The organism is Parafilimonas sp. (assembly GCF_047606085.1).
Lineage (GTDB): Bacteria > Bacteroidota > Bacteroidia > Chitinophagales > Chitinophagaceae > Parafilimonas.
Map to the genome: position 1 here is coordinate 38,348 of NZ_JASGEX010000002.1, position 14,944 is coordinate 53,291.

General features: G+C 43.5%; 12 protein-coding genes. 3 read left to right on the top strand and 9 right to left on the bottom strand.

The features are described from left to right. Window positions 1-9: 9 nt before the first annotated feature. The 5 genes from QM629_RS00370 to QM629_RS00390 form a co-directional block, all read right to left on the bottom strand. A complete protein-coding gene (locus QM629_RS00370; protein WP_415156026.1) occupies window positions 10-348 on the bottom strand; it encodes a DUF4133 domain-containing protein in 339 nt (112 codons plus the stop codon). A gap of 19 nt (window positions 349-367) precedes the next feature. Beyond that, window positions 368-5,902: an Eco57I restriction-modification methylase domain-containing protein gene (locus QM629_RS00375; protein WP_415156028.1), complete on the bottom strand. Its 5,535-nt coding sequence runs from the start codon at window positions 5,900-5,902 to the stop codon at window positions 368-370. Window positions 5,903-5,938: 36 nt separating this feature from the next. Further along, on the bottom strand, window positions 5,939-6,367 hold the full coding sequence (locus QM629_RS00380) for a DUF1896 family protein (RefSeq protein WP_415156030.1): 429 nt from the start codon (window positions 6,365-6,367) through the stop codon (window positions 5,939-5,941). A gap of 54 nt (window positions 6,368-6,421) precedes the next feature. Next, window positions 6,422-6,754 (bottom strand): DUF4134 domain-containing protein, encoded by a 333-nt coding sequence (locus QM629_RS00385; protein ID WP_415156077.1) that lies wholly within the window; start codon window positions 6,752-6,754, stop codon window positions 6,422-6,424. A gap of 144 nt (window positions 6,755-6,898) precedes the next feature. Further along, the gene (locus QM629_RS00390; RefSeq protein WP_415156032.1) at window positions 6,899-7,381 is read right to left on the bottom strand and encodes a hypothetical protein; all 483 of its coding nucleotides are present in this window, start codon (window positions 7,379-7,381) and stop codon (window positions 6,899-6,901) included. A 428-nt stretch (window positions 7,382-7,809) separates the two neighbouring features. Here QM629_RS00390 and QM629_RS00395 point away from each other — a divergent pair, with 428 nt between their 5' ends. Beyond that, window positions 7,810-8,334 carry a hypothetical protein gene (locus QM629_RS00395; protein WP_415156034.1) on the top strand — a complete coding sequence of 175 codons (525 nt, stop codon included), beginning with the start codon at window positions 7,810-7,812 and terminating at the stop codon, window positions 8,332-8,334. 269 nt (window positions 8,335-8,603) lie between these two features. On the opposite strand, the gene QM629_RS00400 is transcribed toward QM629_RS00395, so the two are convergent. From QM629_RS00400 to QM629_RS00415, 4 genes are all read right to left on the bottom strand, one after another. Then, window positions 8,604-9,800 (bottom strand): hypothetical protein, encoded by a 1,197-nt coding sequence (locus QM629_RS00400; protein WP_415156036.1) that lies wholly within the window; start codon window positions 9,798-9,800, stop codon window positions 8,604-8,606. A 70-nt stretch (window positions 9,801-9,870) separates the two neighbouring features. Then, window positions 9,871-11,145, bottom strand: coding sequence for a lysine N(6)-hydroxylase/L-ornithine N(5)-oxygenase family protein (locus QM629_RS00405; RefSeq protein ID WP_415156038.1), 1,275 nt, complete (start codon window positions 11,143-11,145; stop codon window positions 9,871-9,873). A gap of 62 nt (window positions 11,146-11,207) precedes the next feature. Next, window positions 11,208-12,308, bottom strand: coding sequence for a heparan-alpha-glucosaminide N-acetyltransferase domain-containing protein (locus tag QM629_RS00410; RefSeq protein ID WP_415156040.1), 1,101 nt, complete (start codon window positions 12,306-12,308; stop codon window positions 11,208-11,210). A gap of 35 nt (window positions 12,309-12,343) precedes the next feature. Continuing rightward, entirely contained in the window at window positions 12,344-12,946 is a 603-nt protein-coding gene (locus tag QM629_RS00415) for a GNAT family N-acetyltransferase (RefSeq protein ID WP_415156042.1), read from the bottom strand. 142 nt (window positions 12,947-13,088) lie between these two features. On the opposite strand from QM629_RS00415, the gene QM629_RS00420 reads away from it, so the two are divergent. Next, complete coding sequence (locus QM629_RS00420; protein WP_415156044.1) at window positions 13,089-14,090, top strand: helix-turn-helix transcriptional regulator; 1,002 nt, start codon at window positions 13,089-13,091, stop codon at window positions 14,088-14,090. Between the two features lie 393 nt (window positions 14,091-14,483). Continuing rightward, window positions 14,484-14,903, top strand: coding sequence for a hypothetical protein (locus QM629_RS00425; protein WP_415156046.1), 420 nt, complete (start codon window positions 14,484-14,486; stop codon window positions 14,901-14,903). Window positions 14,904-14,944: the final 41 nt, after the last annotated feature.

Here is a 14,944-nt window from a genome sequence, read left to right on the forward strand (position 1 = left end):
AAGTACGGTTTACTTAATATTACTCCCCTTTAGGGGCCGGGGGTAAAAGATTTTCCTGCTTCTTGATTTTATGGTTCTCGGAACTTGCTTTCTGGCAAGAGCTTTCATCAATCCATGTTCTCCATATTTATGGCTCATGCCGTAGATCCTCATTACGAGGAATGTTCCGGCAGCCAGGATAATGCCTATACACAGGTAGGTAGGCAGACCGATGATATACATCGCGGCAAAAACAATGAGCAGCGCAACAACACCGCCACCCAAATACCAGATATATTGCGCCTTCAGGCCCTTGAACTCGATACTTTTATTTATTCCCTTATTGATTTGATATACGCTGTTTGCCATGACCTATTTTTTTGTTCTTCTATAATCTCATTCTTGTCCGGGGACGTTCTGCTATGGGCTGTTCCGCCAGCACCATGTCCTTTGCAACAGAATGGCCGTTTAATTGTTTCTCCGCGATTGGAATAACCGGCGTTTCTAAAATATCTTCCGGTTCGCTTTCGCCCACCTGTTGCTGCTTCAACTGGTTCTCCTGAATTTTAATAGCTATTATCCGTTCAAGGTTAGCCAGTTCGTTTTTCATTTGCTGTAATGCTGTTTCCTGCAGAAATGGTTTGATGGTAAGCGCTTCCAGTTCGGGAATTTTTTTATCTATCTCTGAAACATTCGCTTCATACTTTTCTTTCAGGTTTCCCACCCGGTCAATAGCGTGAAGAAAATATCTGGCGGCGAGCTTAGGATTGTCGGTATTGGGCAGACCATTGTTGTAGGTATATTTAATGCCATCCGCTTCCCTTTGAGCATAGAAGCTATTGGAATATTTGTATTCAAACAGCCCGTTTTCCTCATAAGCGTCCTGCTGGCGGCGGATGTAAAGATTAAAACCATACAATGTACCGATTTGCTGTTCCTGTTCGCCGGCATCAGCAGGTTTCCAGTCATGGTATAACCGGGTAATATATCTGCCGATAACTTCACTATCGGTGGAGCTGATACCTTCAATCACAATAGGGTTTAGCCTGGTTCCATCTTTGCCCACCTGGAGCCTGGCCTTGTATTCCTTTTCATCAGCCGTTAGCTTGCCAAGTATTTTAAGAGCAGAGGCGCGCTCATTCTGAAGGCTTTCCAACTGGTATTTATTCCGGCTGATTTCCCGGAAGTGCGAAACTTTCAGGCTTTCCATCACGGCTATCTTTTTTTCCAGCCTGGATTTTTCCAGCAATGATGTATCACCTGAAAGAATGGCGATGTATTCGGAGAAGTTCATTCCGCTTTGCTCATCCATAGCCCCTTCGTCAATCGTGCGCACATTCAGCTCACAGTTTTTCATTTGCGAAATGAACGTCTGTTTATTTTTCAGGAGATTGAATTTGTAATTATCAAGTGACTGCTCTACCGCATATACATAGTTCTGAACTTTGTTGCCGTAATGTTCTTTCGCAATGAGATTGCCCTGGCGTGCGCCACGCCCATTACGTTGCTCCAGCTCCGAGGGCTTCCAGGGAATATCAATATGGTGCATGGCAATCACACGCTGCTGCACATTCAAACCTGTTCCTGCTTTTTCCGTACTGCCTAACAAAATGCGTATTTCGCCTCTGTTCATTTTACGGAACAGTTCAGGCTTTTTAGTATCTGTCCAGTCGTGGATAAAAGTGATTTCCCGTTCTGGAATACCAAAATCTCTGACCAGCTTTTCTTTAAGTGCATCGTAGATATTAAACTCACCAGGCTTTGGTGTGCCGATGTCGGAGAAAACAATTTGTGTCCCCTTATGCTCCATGCTATGCTTGTATATATCGGCTATTTTCCGGGCGCTGACGTTTACCTTGTTATCAGGATGGTCGCTGTACTTCCAATCGTTAATGAGCCGCATATCTGCCGCCATTTTCTTAGCATAGTTGGTGGCAATTAACATTCTGCCCTTGTCTTCTTCCGGTGTAAGCCTGCCACGTCCGATCAATTCACCATTTCCTGTTTTGGCAAACTGCATGAGGTTTTTAATGAACTCAGTTTGTTCAGGTGTGGGCTTTATATTCACCAGCGTTTCATGCAGCTCAGGCTTGTCGAGCCTGATGTGTTTGGCTGTTTTGTAATCGGTAATCTCGTTGTAGAACAGGGCCAGTTCAGGGACTTTAATAAAATGGCGGAACCGTTCTTTGGCGATGATCTCATTCGTTACGGAAAATTCAAAGTCCGTTGTTTTGCGGGCAAATACGGCTGCCCAGCCATCAAAGTTCTCAATGTGCTGACGCTCCATTTCTTTCGGGCGCAGGTATTTGAACAACAGGTACATTTCCGTAAGGCTGTTGGATATGGGCGTTCCGGAAAGGAAGGTTACACACAAGTCACTGTTGAAGCGGTTTTGCAGCTCGCGGACAGCGAACAGCATATTGAGCGCCTTCTGGCTGCCTTCCATATTGCCTAATCCTGCCACCCGGTTATGACGGGTAGTGAACGTCAGGTTTTTGAATTTGTGGGATTCATCTACAAACAGATGGTCAATGCCCAATTCCCGGAAGCTGATGCCGCTGTCTTTCTTTTCGTCTATATATTTGAGAACAGCTTTCAGGTTCCCCTGCAGATTGTTCTTCCGTATCTCCAATCCTTTGAGCATGCGCTTAGAAATCTCGCCACCAAAATCTTTGAGGGTCTCTAAATCAAGTTCGACATTATCCAGCTCGGCCTGCAAAATTTTTTGCTGAATCTCCGGCGACTGCGGTATTTTACTAAATTGATCATGTGTAAGTATGATGCAGTCCCAGTTATTGTTTTTTATCTCATGAAATAACCTGAGCCTTTTGGCAGGTGTAAAATCTTCTTCCGATGGAAACAGAATGCGGGCCTTCGGATAGGCTTTACGGTATGTTTCGGCAACCTGCCGCACATTGGCTTTGAGGGCCAGGATGGCCGGTTTGTGAATCATGCCCAACCGTTTCATTTCCTGGGCTGAAATAATCATGGTGAGTGTTTTTCCCAACCCAACTTCATGGTCAATCAAACCGCCCCGGTTCTGGATAATACGCCAGGCCGCATTTTTCTGGGAGCTGTATAAATCCTCAATGCCCAGCGCCTTTTTGTCCAGCCCGGGAAAGTTAAGATGGCTGCCATCGAACTCCCGAAGCACATAACAGTTGAATGTATCATTATACAGGCTTTCAATATTCTTCTTTTCTGCACCGGGCAATTCTTTGAGCCAGTTGACAAAGCCATTGCGCATTTGCTCAATCTTTTGATGGGCCAGTTGAATGGCTTCATTATCGGGCATGCGTATTTTCTTACCATCGGCAACGGATATTTCATAAGTAAAAAAAGGCGTTGTATTTTCTAAGGCATGCTCCAGCAAAGTATAGCCGTAAGTGGTCTTGCCGCTTTTGGGTGTTACCGCAAATTCCCTCGACACTTTTATGTTCCTGCCGGTAGTTACTTTGAAGGCATCAAGCGAAGGGAAATAGCTGACTTGCGTTTCCTGTTCAAATAAATGGGTCGCAAATTGCTCATAATAAGAAGTAGGTATCCAGCGTTCACCCAGGTTAAAATCGAGTAATTCAAATGGAATACGCTCCGGCTGCACCTTTGCTATCGCTTCAGCGCTTCGTTTGTATTGCGGATTGTCCGGGAATTGATTATGTATGCGTTCTGCCTGCCGTAATTTCTCTACCACGTTACCGCTCAAATACTGGTCTGCTGTTTCCCATTCATCACTGGCAGGATTTAAGTACACATGATTGCCGAGTAGAGGAATTACTTCATTTTCCTCCGAACCCATTGCGGCGCTGATAAAGCCAATATCTACTTTGCCTGTATCGTTGAGGCTATGGGCAAGGGCTTCAACAGGATCATCGGTTATAAAACGTTCCTTTACCTGATGGATGGAATGGGTAAGTATATCCGCTTTTACAAATCGTTCACCATCCCTGCGTTCCAGCGAGGACAATGTAATAACGCCAAAAGCGGTATCTTCCAGGATATGCCTGCGGTTATCAGCGCTATTCAGCAGACCGTATTCAGCAATAAACTTTTCGTATGTGCTATTGAGCTTATCCCGGTCATCATCGCTGATTGTTTCTCCTCCTCCCTCTTTAGCCGATAGTTCGAGATAAGTATCACGAAGCGCCGTATATTTTTCGTAGAAATGGATATTGCCCTGAAGACCGAGTGGCTGAAATACGGCTTGTTTGTATTCCGGATCAGGGTTGCCGATTGTGCCGACATCACCCATGTGCACTACTAATGTACCTTCCTGGTAGTACGGTTTCAGACCGATAAAGGGGAGCGGGTTTTTCTGCTCAAACCGGAAAAAACCTTCCAGCGTCTGATCTCCTTCATAGCGGAAACTGTGATCAAACTGTTTGAGATAATTGGAAATACCCGTCAGCTCATGGCCCAATAAGCGGGCATCCATCCAGTTTGCAGACAAGTGATCTACTTCTTTGACATTTGAATAGAGCTTGTATAAGAACCGGTTGCTTTTATGCTGCTTCGCAGTAAGCAGCACCACGTTTTCATGGCTGGGCTTATCCGTAGTGCGTATCGTGCCGATGATACGGGCGGTTGTTTTTTGCACAACGGTTTCATCGTTCAGGTTGATGTAAGCCATTGCCCGGTTAATATGTTCTGCCGGTGCACCATCAAAAAGCCCTAACTGCACGGTTATATTACTGGCCCTATTTTCCGGCATGGGCAAATAGGTCAGCTTTTTACGCGCAGCTTCTGCTTGCTGAGCCTGAAACGACCGCTGGTAAAGCATTTCACTGAAATGTTCCTGAAAACCATGGCTAAGGGTTTGATGAAGCTTGTTTGCGATAGCGTTCATATCTCCCCGCTGCCACACGGCCTCATGCGCTTGCCCATATTGATTTTTGCCTGGCCTTATCTCATTGCCGGTTACAATATTTCTGTTCTGATGGATGAATTGATTAATAGAATACCTGCCATATTCATTTTCCATTTGAACGGTTGCCAGTAATGCTTCTTCTTCATTAGACAAATGCGTTTTTGTGGTATTCTTTTGAACAATCAACAAATGACTGGGAGCTTCTGTATTGCCGGTATCTTTCATCAAATTATCCGGCATCACGGCCAGGCTGATAAAATTGGCCCTGTTGAACAAATATTCTCTCGCCGTTTTATTGGACGGATTATTCAGAAAACCATCTGTGGTAATATAAGCCATCAGACCGCCTTCGGCCAGCTTGTCCAGCCCTTTGGCAAAAAAGTAATTGTGTATTTTGCCTGATAATTCTTTATCTGGAAAGGCTTCGTCATATACCGAGAAATTCCCAAAAGGAATATTGCTCACTACCAGATCGTAACTGCCATTGTCTTTCACCGGAGCTTCTTCAAATCCGGTGATATGCGTTTCGGTGTTGACAGGCAGTGCGCTGTTAATGGCTGATAATACCATCCCGGTAAGCCGGTCTTTTTCCACCGCCGTTATTTTCTCTAACTGCGGAAACGCCTGAACCGCTTCACGGATAAACACGCCTGAACCGGATGATGGCTCATACAATCTTTTCGGTTGAATGCCTTTTTCTGTAAAGACACGATACAAGGCCTGAGGCACAACTTCCGGCGTATAAAATGCTGTGAGCACACTGTTGCGTAAGGATGCAATGATTTCTTTGTATATGTTTTCAGAAAACTGTTCTTTCAGCAACTCATGTAATTGAATGATATGGCCATGCAGCTTCAGGTCTTCTGCAGTTGCACCATTAGCCTGCCATTCTTCAGTAGAGCCATAAGGATACAGCACCGCTTTAATGCCGCCAAAGCCGGCATATTTTTTCAGGCTGTCCACATCATCCGCTGTAAGCGGATTGCCGATCTGATAAGCTAACGCTATATGGATTGCCTGCAGGTTATCCTGCAGCTTTTGAGCAACATTGTATGCCATAACTCCACGCTTTCTTTCTTCACTTTTCCTTTTGGCTCATACCAGATAATCATGCACCTGCCCGATAATAGCATATCTCAAATGCCGGTTATCTTCATTTTCTACGGTAAAATCAAAATCATTAAAAATGCCTTTGCAGGCTTCGATAAGGTTAACCACCTCGTAAGTAAGGGCCCCGTTTTCTTTCAGCCGCTTGTAGTGTTCAGGAAATTCTTCTTCTATCACTGAGCGGATATATTGATAACGGGAGGGTTTCAAATCCTCCGTCATAACCTTCAGGCATTGTTCTTCAATGGCATAATAAGGCATTCCTTCGGCAAATAGCTGTTCAGCCAATGGCAGAACAGCGTTTACTTTTTCGGTGATATACCGGCTTGCAGAATGTTCCTCCTGCAAGCTGAAGACCAACTCCGGATTATTCTCCACGATATACGCCCACAGCTTTTCTCTCAATGCTGTTGTCATCACATAAAATTTATCCGTTCCGTTTGCTTATTCCCCTTTAGAGGGCAAGGGGGCTTACACACCAAAGAAGCTTTTGATGACGGTGGCCACGATGACCAGAAAAATGCAGCTCCCAAACCACGCAGCCGCCACTTTCGAGGTGTCCTGGTCGCCTGCATTCCACTTCTGGTAAACCTTTACGGCGCCGATTAGACCGAGCAATGCACCCACCGCGTACATTAAATTTGTTCCCGCAGAAAAATAGCTGCGCACTTTTTCGTTGGCCTCATTGATGCCTTCAATCCCATCCTGGGCATAAGCACCATTGTAAATAATTATCAGCGCCAGCACGGCGCCAATCGCGATCAACTTTTTACAGTTATTCTTCTTTCTTCTCCTGCCGCACATTTCCATAACCACACATTTATATCTTAACTCAACCCGTAAAAAATAAGCGGAGCGGCATCACCTCTCATGGCCAACCAATCCTGCCACATATATCACTCATCACACTTCGGCACAGAGGGGAATGCACACTCCGCTGTCAGGCTGCTACACTGTATCCTGCCATAGATCATCCATCTCCTCCTCTCTGAGTGTAACAGCATTATTCTTTTCACATTCGGAAATAATCCATTCATTGATGGATGAGCGCAGGGGAGAATATTTTATGGAGGGATATTCTTTCAATATCGCACTGATGTATTGCTTAAACTCATCTTTTTTAATCAGCCTTTTGCCGGAATCATCAGCAATTACGGTTTTCAGGCGTTCTATCAGATGTTCCACTTCTTCAAACTCATCGTCTGTGGTTTGTTCAAATCCGTCCGTTTCTTCGTTATTTTCTTCTTCAACAGCCGCCTCGTCTTCCTTACCGGCATAAGACCGGGCAGTTTTGAACTGCAGTTTTCGTTTACCGGAAAGCAGGTCTTTCAAATCACCTGAAAAATATCTTACACCTACAAAGAAGTAATAGATGACGAGTATAATGGCGACGGTGATAAAGTAGTCTGACCAGGAAATGTTCTTTAACATGCGCTCCTCTTTTTTCGTTTCTGCACTTATTGAGCCCGACATGACAGCTTGCCTGTTTTTGTTGAGCTTCGATAGCAAAAAAACGACAGCGGAAAGTGCGTTTCAAGTACAACTTTTAATGAAATATGGATTTGTACCCTTGTACCCCAATGAAACCGAGCATGATAATTTTTTCTCACACATGGGGAATGTGCATGGCGAGGTTCCATGAGACATCTGAAAAAACAAATATGCACGAATGAAACCGAGCATGATAATTTTTCTCACACAGGGGAATGTACATGGCGAGGTTCCATGAGGCAACTGAAAAAACAAACTTGTACGAATGAAAATCAGGCAGAAAAAAGCTTATAAAACCAGTAATTTTTTTTAAATTAGTCGGTGAAAATGTCGAATGACTTTATTGTTGGATAACTAAAACGATTGTTATGAAAACAATAAGCATAGCAGTGCTGGCCCTGATTTTTCTTTCCGCCTGCCATCAGATAAAATTAGATAAGGAGGAAGCTGCCGCTATTATTCGAAAGGAGAAAGGTTACCCTAAAGTTTACGACTACGGCGTGAACATGACTGATCCGGAGAGCGCCAGAAAATTATTGAACGCAGGATTGGAAAATGCCGGGATAGTTACGATAGACCGTACTCAAAAGCTAAAAGATATTGGCAAGCCTATTGTTCATTTTACAGACAAAGCAAAGCCCTATCTGCTTCATATAGATGAGACGTATAATAATGTGGAGGTAGTGAAACTTGCAGATGAGGATTTGGGAGAAATAACCGGCATTAAATTACTGGAAAATAAGAAAACAGCTACAGTCGAATACACAGTTGTGTATAAAAACATCACTCCTTTTTCCAAACTAATACAGCGTGATCTCACAAAGCCACAGACAGAGCAGGCGACGCTTTCTTATTTTGATACAGGCTGGAAACTGGATAGAAATATGCATTAAGCTTACAGGGCAATCTCTCTGTATGCTGCAATACCGCAGGATGACTTGCACATTCACTGCGCTCGCTAACGCTTCATTTCACTAACATTTAAAAGCAGCTATATTTTTTAGTTTCTTAACCTGCATGAACTGTATCATTTCCCAGGGTGATTTCAAATTTTCGCAGGCGGGTGGGGTGGTGACACCCGCCTGTAGGGCCCGCTACCGGTTGGTGCCTCACCGACCGGAAATTTATGAATGGAGCGAACATTTGAAATGCGCCCCATTTCCTAATACTTCTTTATTCTTTTAATCATTTCATGCAGGGCTTGTATGATGATTTGTATATCCCCCGGTTCTGCCGTATATGATTTGCCTCTCATGCTGTTATACGATATGCTTTCCCGGTTTGGCGTTGACAAATACGGCACAATACTTTTGAATACACTGTTTAAAGAAGGAGCGGCAATTATCTTCAGTTCATCGGCTGCCCTTAATACCAGCGCCAGTTGATCTACAGACAGCATGCACAGAATCTTTTGTTTTGCCAATTCGCGCTCAGGATTTTTCCGGGCATCTTTTTTTAAGGCAATACCAGAATAAAACAGTTGCTCTTCATAATAGGAAATTTCCTGTTTAAACCAGTTGCCAATTCGTTTATACAAGCTTGCATTTTTTAAATTGAACCTGTTGCCATGCATCCTTGTAAATTGTTTAAACATTTTAAACTGGTATAGCAGGCTTTTTATTTTTTCATCTGTTTGCTGAATGCCGGAAATATGATTTGCCACTCTGCCAATAAGGCTGGCCGCATAAGCATCTGTATTAAAATTTATACTGATCAGGACCTCGTCAAGCCTGGTATAAATGCCTTCAGTTGCACCTGATGTTTCAATGTTTTCCATTTCCCGGCATAAACATTCCACATACATTACTTCACGGAACGAAAGCGAGGCAAGCCCGTCGCCAGGGCTTAGAAAAGACTGGAGTTCCGGCTTGATTGAGCTAAAAACAACATGCATTGCGTGGTGGTTGGTTAACCGCTTTTCTATATCTCCAAGCCTTGAAAGAAGTTTGTGCTTTGCCTGTAAAAATTGTATGACGGGCATCCTTTCGCGGGAACTTAAATAAGGCCTGAACCGTTGTTCAATCAATAATAGCAGTTCATCTATACAGGTGAAAACACTGCCTGCCAGCTTTTTTAGAACGCTATGCCCGGAATGAGATCTTCTGGTTTTTAAAGCCTGGTCTGACAGGCATATAAGCGAGGCATAATATTTCTTAATCAAACACCTTGTTTTTCTGCTGTCGTTAATATTGAATACAGCCGACTTGATGGCTGCAGAGGCTTTGTCTTTCTCCTGCATAGCAAGCTTTTGCAGGGTTTGGGCATCCTGGGCTGAAGCTCCTGCAAGCTTCGTTGCTGCAGGGTTTAATGTGACTGTAATGAAACTATCCAGCCATTCCAACGCATAACCTTCACACATAGTCTTTTCTTTTGTATGGCGTTCATAAAAAATATTATATTGAAATATTCAACACAGAGATACCGGCTATCTATACCCCAAACTTTTGAAACGTAACATTTTCTTCCATTTTATAATATTCATAACCAAGAATGGTATTAATGATAACCGCATTGCGGTAAGGCCCCATGCCCAGGTCAGGCGCATTAAAACCATGCGTATATAACTCGGCGTTCTGCACGAATATTTCAGCGCCATTGGTATCAATTGAATAATTAAAAGCTATATCAAATGCGCCTTCGGCACTCCATTTAATACGGTGTTTAACGCCGTTCAAAAAGCAGGGTTGTGCAGCAGCATAACCGGTGGCAAGTATTACAATGTTCGCTGTATCTTCATAATATCGCCCTTGTTCTGTTTGTAAAAACCGCAAACCATACCCTTCACTTTGCTTAACAACTGAACGCAATTCCATATTCGTTCTTAATTGTACAGGTACATCATCCCATGCTTCCTGCAATTCATACAATTTTTGATAAATCCGGTCAACCAGGGAACGGTTAATTCCTTTATACAGCATATCCTGGCTTTTCAATACGCCCTTTTTTATATGGGCTGGTAAGTGATAAAAATAACGGATGTAATCCGGTGAGGTCATTTCAAGCGACAGCCTGGAAAAATCCATCGGGAAGAAACGGGCTGACCGTGTAAACCAGTTTAGCTTTTTTGGAAAAGATTGCGGGAATCCTTCCAGCAGGTCATAAAATATTTCAGCAGCGCTCTGGCCTGAACCGATGAGCGCAACCGAATCTTTACCGGAAATAGTTGCTTTACCGTACAGGTAATCAGAAGAATGAAAAATTTGATTACCTGTTAAACCTTCAGTGCAGGCTGGCAGATAAGGTGATGAGCCTATGCCGATAACAATGTGTTTTGCCAGCACTGTGGTGCTGCAGCCATGGCTGTTTGCAGTTATTTCATAACAGCCCTGCGCTTTATTAAATTGAATATCCTGTGCACTGGTATTAAAATAAAGATTGTTAAGCTGTGCTGCGACCCAGTTGCAATAGTCATTATACAGCTTCCTGGAAATATAGTTATTGTCGTATATCCCGAAACGAATGAGTTTGTTTTTTGCTTTCAGAAAACAGAAAAAATTAAACCTGCTGGCCGGGTCTGCCAGCGTTACCAGGTCAGCATAAAAAGGCACCTGCAATGTTGCGCCCGGTATCATCATGCCCGGATGCCAGTCAAAAGACTGCTTTTGTTCCAGGAAAACTGATTTCAGTGCTTTAACTGGCTCAAGCAAAGCTGCCAGGCCGAGGTTAAACGGCCCGATGCCGATGCCGGCTATATCGTATATCATACATTCAGCTTTAAGTGATCGTTGAAGAGGAAGCCTGTTACATACATTGTTTTATACAGAGGTCATTTTGAACCGGCGGCGCTTTTGCGAGCAGCCGATTTACCGCACACAGGTTGCTTCAGGAGTGTATCCCAAATGCGTATTAACAAGAATGTAATACCAAAAGACAGCGCTGAATTTGTTATAAGCGCAAATACCGATTGCCATATATCAAGCGCATGGTATTGGTAAACAGGCAGCAGCCATAAAACTGTAATCCACTGCACAAAATAAACCAGCGTTATGTGCCGGCTTAGCCAGGCAAGAAACCGGATAAAGAAATTATGCCTGGAAATCGTTACAAGCAAATCGCATAGAAATAACCACATCAATACAATACCCAGATGGCACAGCGTACCGCCGATGCCGGTGCGGTAAAAACTTACATTCCAGGCTGCAGGCTCAAAGCGCGTTATTATTTTACCGGCGACAAGCATCATAAAACCAATGCTGAGCGTGTATAGAAAAAACCGGTGTGCATTCCTGCAGCTTTTAAAATAGCTTCCGGTAACCAGCCCGGCAAGCGGGTAGCTTATCCATGGGAACACAGGAAAAAAACTATATGGCGCTTTGCCGGTAAACAGGCTTGTCAACATCCACAAAGAAGATGCAGGGCCATGCTGCCAAAGCAAAGGCGAACAAGCGATGATTGTGATAGTTAATATTATTGCCTGTGCCTGAAATTTAGGCATGCGTGCAAGCATTCCGCAAACGAGGTAACCAATAGCAGCCGTCTGTAAAATATCCCCCATAAAAAGTGCATGCAGCATCCCGGTATCATCAGCAGAAAAACCTGCATCATAGAGGAATGTTACGGGCATAATGCCAAGCGAAATGGGCATCACCAGCTTTAAAAAATTAAGCAGGTAAGCCAGCCCGAAAAGCGATAATGCCCTGCTTAATACCTGTTGCGATGTTCCTGGCCTGGACAGGTTGATGGAAACACCCATCAGTAATAGGAATAATTGGGCGCCGGGGCCTTCTGCAAGAAAAGCCAGCACTTTGCCCATAATACCTTGCTGAACCTGCGTGTTGCTATATAACATTACAGAATGCACGGCAGGCATAATAAGCATGGTAAATCCCCTCGCTGCATCAAATACAGCAATACGGTCTTTTTGCATGGTGATAGTTTTTAGATATTGTATATACAACTATGTCAGCTATCGGGTGGATGTGCTTTTACAAACTCCCCTTTTTCACAGAAATATAAATTGGCTGTTTTGTACGATAATTCTATTTGCTTTATCCACTTAAAGCCCACCCGTTGTACCAGTGCATTGGCATTTTTATTATTTACATCAGGCTCCCCAATTATCCTTTCAACGCCAAGGCTAAAGAGAAAGGAAAGGCCCGCGATCATTACATTGGCGCTAAGCGCCGGAATGCGTTTTTTATCAGGCCCCATTAAAAGGTGCACGCCAAAATCTTCTGCGCCTGCATCATAATGCTTCGCCACTTCGTCCTTTTTTGCCAGGTAAGCATCTATTAATGCCACCGGCCGCACCTTATTATCTATAAAGAACATGAGCGGGTAACCAAGGCCGCTGTCAATAAACCATTCATAATGCTTATACAGTTTTGAATAAGGCCAGGCCATCTGCCAGAAAGCTTTGGCATATTCCATATTCATCCACCGGTGCAGCGGGCGTATATCCCTTGTAAGGCATAAGGGCTTAACCTTTATAGTGTACTGCCCGCATTTTTTTTGAAAAAGGACAATCTGCCGTTTGAGGTTGTCGGCCGGTAATAAATCTTTCATGATTTGTTTATTTAATAATTTTGCAGGTGGTTTTTCCCACTCCTGCTCTGCAATCGCAAGCTAAGACTGAAATGCCTCTGGCCTGTTGACCAAAAAGTTGGTTTAATTGACCAAAAAGTTGCAATAAGCTCTTTCGTTTATTATGGCTGAGGTTTTTAAAATATTATCCAGTTCCAATGAATCGGTTGATATCGTCCCGGTAAGCAGCATGGCAAAACCTCAGCCCGGGTTTATTGAAACCTATACGAATGTGGGCGATTACGGCAGCATGCTTTTTCGGGAAGTTACGCTGTCGGACCTGAAGCTTTGGATCAGCCGGTATATAATGAACTATGAAACGGTGTTTTATGCCGAAGTGCCGGGCCCTATACTGGAGGCCCACATCACCTTAAAGAACCGTATGGTGCAATCGCTTGGCAGGAGAAACGATACCATACTGGATAACCGGGAGTTTAATATCACGTATGCCCCTTTTATGGAAAACCGCGCCCTGTTCCCTGTGGGCGGCGAGTACCTTACGTTTGATATTCATCCCAAAGAACCTGTTTTGGAAAAATGGTCAAAAGATTTTCCTATGCTGGACAGGTTCCTCGATAAAAAGGAGCAGAAGCTGCAGCATGCAATCCAGTTATTCGGCCAGCGCAGTTTTCTTGACCCGGAAATGGGATATGTGGTAAACAAAATCCTGGGGCATCTCGCCCTGCCTGACGCCTCAAGGGCGTTAACGGAAGCGCTGGCCCTGGAGTTGCTCGCCATGTTTTTACTGCGCTCACAAGGCAACAACATCCCTGCAGAACGGCACCATAACAGGCATACCGAAGCCTTGCTGTATGCCAGGGCGATAATAGAAAAGGAAGCCAATACTTTCGACAGCGAGGAACTGTTTTCAACAGAGATACAACTGGCAGAAAAAGTTGGGATCAGCCTGTACCAGTTTAAAACCGGTTTTAAAAGATTATTCGGCGTTAATCCCTATAAAATGAACCTGGAGCTAAGGCTTTACAAGGCCCAAAAGCTGCTGAGAGAAACAGGCGGTTCTGTTTTGGATATTGCTATGAAAACGGGTTTTCAAACCCGTGAAGGGCTTATACGGGCTTACAAACGCCTTTTTAAGATAACGCCTACAATGGAACGCCCGAAATAAAATAGCGAAAACACCTGCCATTATATGCAAAAACACCGAAAAAAATCCTTATTCCACCTTTTTGGTCAAACAATTTGGCTTTTTATGCCCTCAACTTTGCATTAGCTTATATTGATGATTATAAGCAAAAAGTTAAATAAAAGAAACTGCTTAAAATCGAATGAAAGTGAAAAATTTTATTACAAAAAAGAAAATAACGCATAAAATTAGATTATTCAAATCCGATAGCCCACTTATCAGCTATGAATCCGTTGCTAATATGGATCGTACAGGCTTGGTGGGCTTTATAAAACGGAGGGGTATGTTGTCAAGTACCAACATACCTAACCAAGCTGATATAAGCCAACTTTGGCTTCGATCTGTTAATTAAATTTCTAATGTAAATTAAATACCATGTCAATTACAAAAAGCCTTTGGGCTATCAAATGGGCATTGCCTGCAATGGCAATAATTTTTGGTGCTGTTATTTTCGTTGCTTTTAAAGAAGACGCAACCAGTAAAGCCTTGTCAACATTATACTTTAAATATCAACCCACATCAGATTTTTCATCTGGATCAGTAACATCAAACTCTAATTGGCAGATTGTTTCTGCTTCAGGCATCTGTGCATCGGGCCCCGATGATGTAGCCTGTTCATTTAGCATTAGCGTACCAACAGGGCAGGAGTCGAATTATTATGACGGTTCCAACCCATCTTCAAGAGTTGGCATACAGGCTAATGGAAGTGGCAGCTATTATTATGTAGATGACGTTATGGACAATGTAACCAGTTCATCAATTAAAGATGAAGTTGAAAACGTTACAAGACCTTGATGCCATTTAAAGACGCAATGTATTTATACAGAATACATGAT

Excerpts from the sequence above, each read along its gene's own strand:
- QM629_RS00375 (WP_415156028.1), bottom strand. The coding sequence starts at position 5,902 with ATGGCATACAATGTTGCTCAAAAGCTGCAGGATAACCTGCAGGCAATC.
- QM629_RS00425 (WP_415156046.1), top strand. The coding sequence starts at position 14,484 with ATGTCAATTACAAAAAGCCTTTGGGCTATCAAATGGGCATTGCCTGCA.
- QM629_RS00415 (WP_415156042.1), bottom strand. The coding sequence starts at position 12,946 with ATGAAAGATTTATTACCGGCCGACAACCTCAAACGGCAGATTGTCCTT.
- QM629_RS00420 (WP_415156044.1), top strand. The coding sequence starts at position 13,089 with ATGGCTGAGGTTTTTAAAATATTATCCAGTTCCAATGAATCGGTTGAT.
- QM629_RS00380 (WP_415156030.1), bottom strand. The coding sequence starts at position 6,367 with ATGACAACAGCATTGAGAGAAAAGCTGTGGGCGTATATCGTGGAGAAT.
- QM629_RS00400 (WP_415156036.1), bottom strand. The coding sequence starts at position 9,800 with ATGTGTGAAGGTTATGCGTTGGAATGGCTGGATAGTTTCATTACAGTC.
- QM629_RS00390 (WP_415156032.1), bottom strand. The coding sequence starts at position 7,381 with ATGTTAAAGAACATTTCCTGGTCAGACTACTTTATCACCGTCGCCATT.
- QM629_RS00370 (WP_415156026.1), bottom strand. The coding sequence starts at position 348 with ATGGCAAACAGCGTATATCAAATCAATAAGGGAATAAATAAAAGTATC.
- QM629_RS00395 (WP_415156034.1), top strand. The coding sequence starts at position 7,810 with ATGAAAACAATAAGCATAGCAGTGCTGGCCCTGATTTTTCTTTCCGCC.
- QM629_RS00410 (WP_415156040.1), bottom strand. The coding sequence starts at position 12,308 with ATGCAAAAAGACCGTATTGCTGTATTTGATGCAGCGAGGGGATTTACC.
- QM629_RS00405 (WP_415156038.1), bottom strand. The coding sequence starts at position 11,145 with ATGATATACGATATAGCCGGCATCGGCATCGGGCCGTTTAACCTCGGC.
- QM629_RS00385 (WP_415156077.1), bottom strand. The coding sequence starts at position 6,754 with ATGTGCGGCAGGAGAAGAAAGAAGAATAACTGTAAAAAGTTGATCGCG.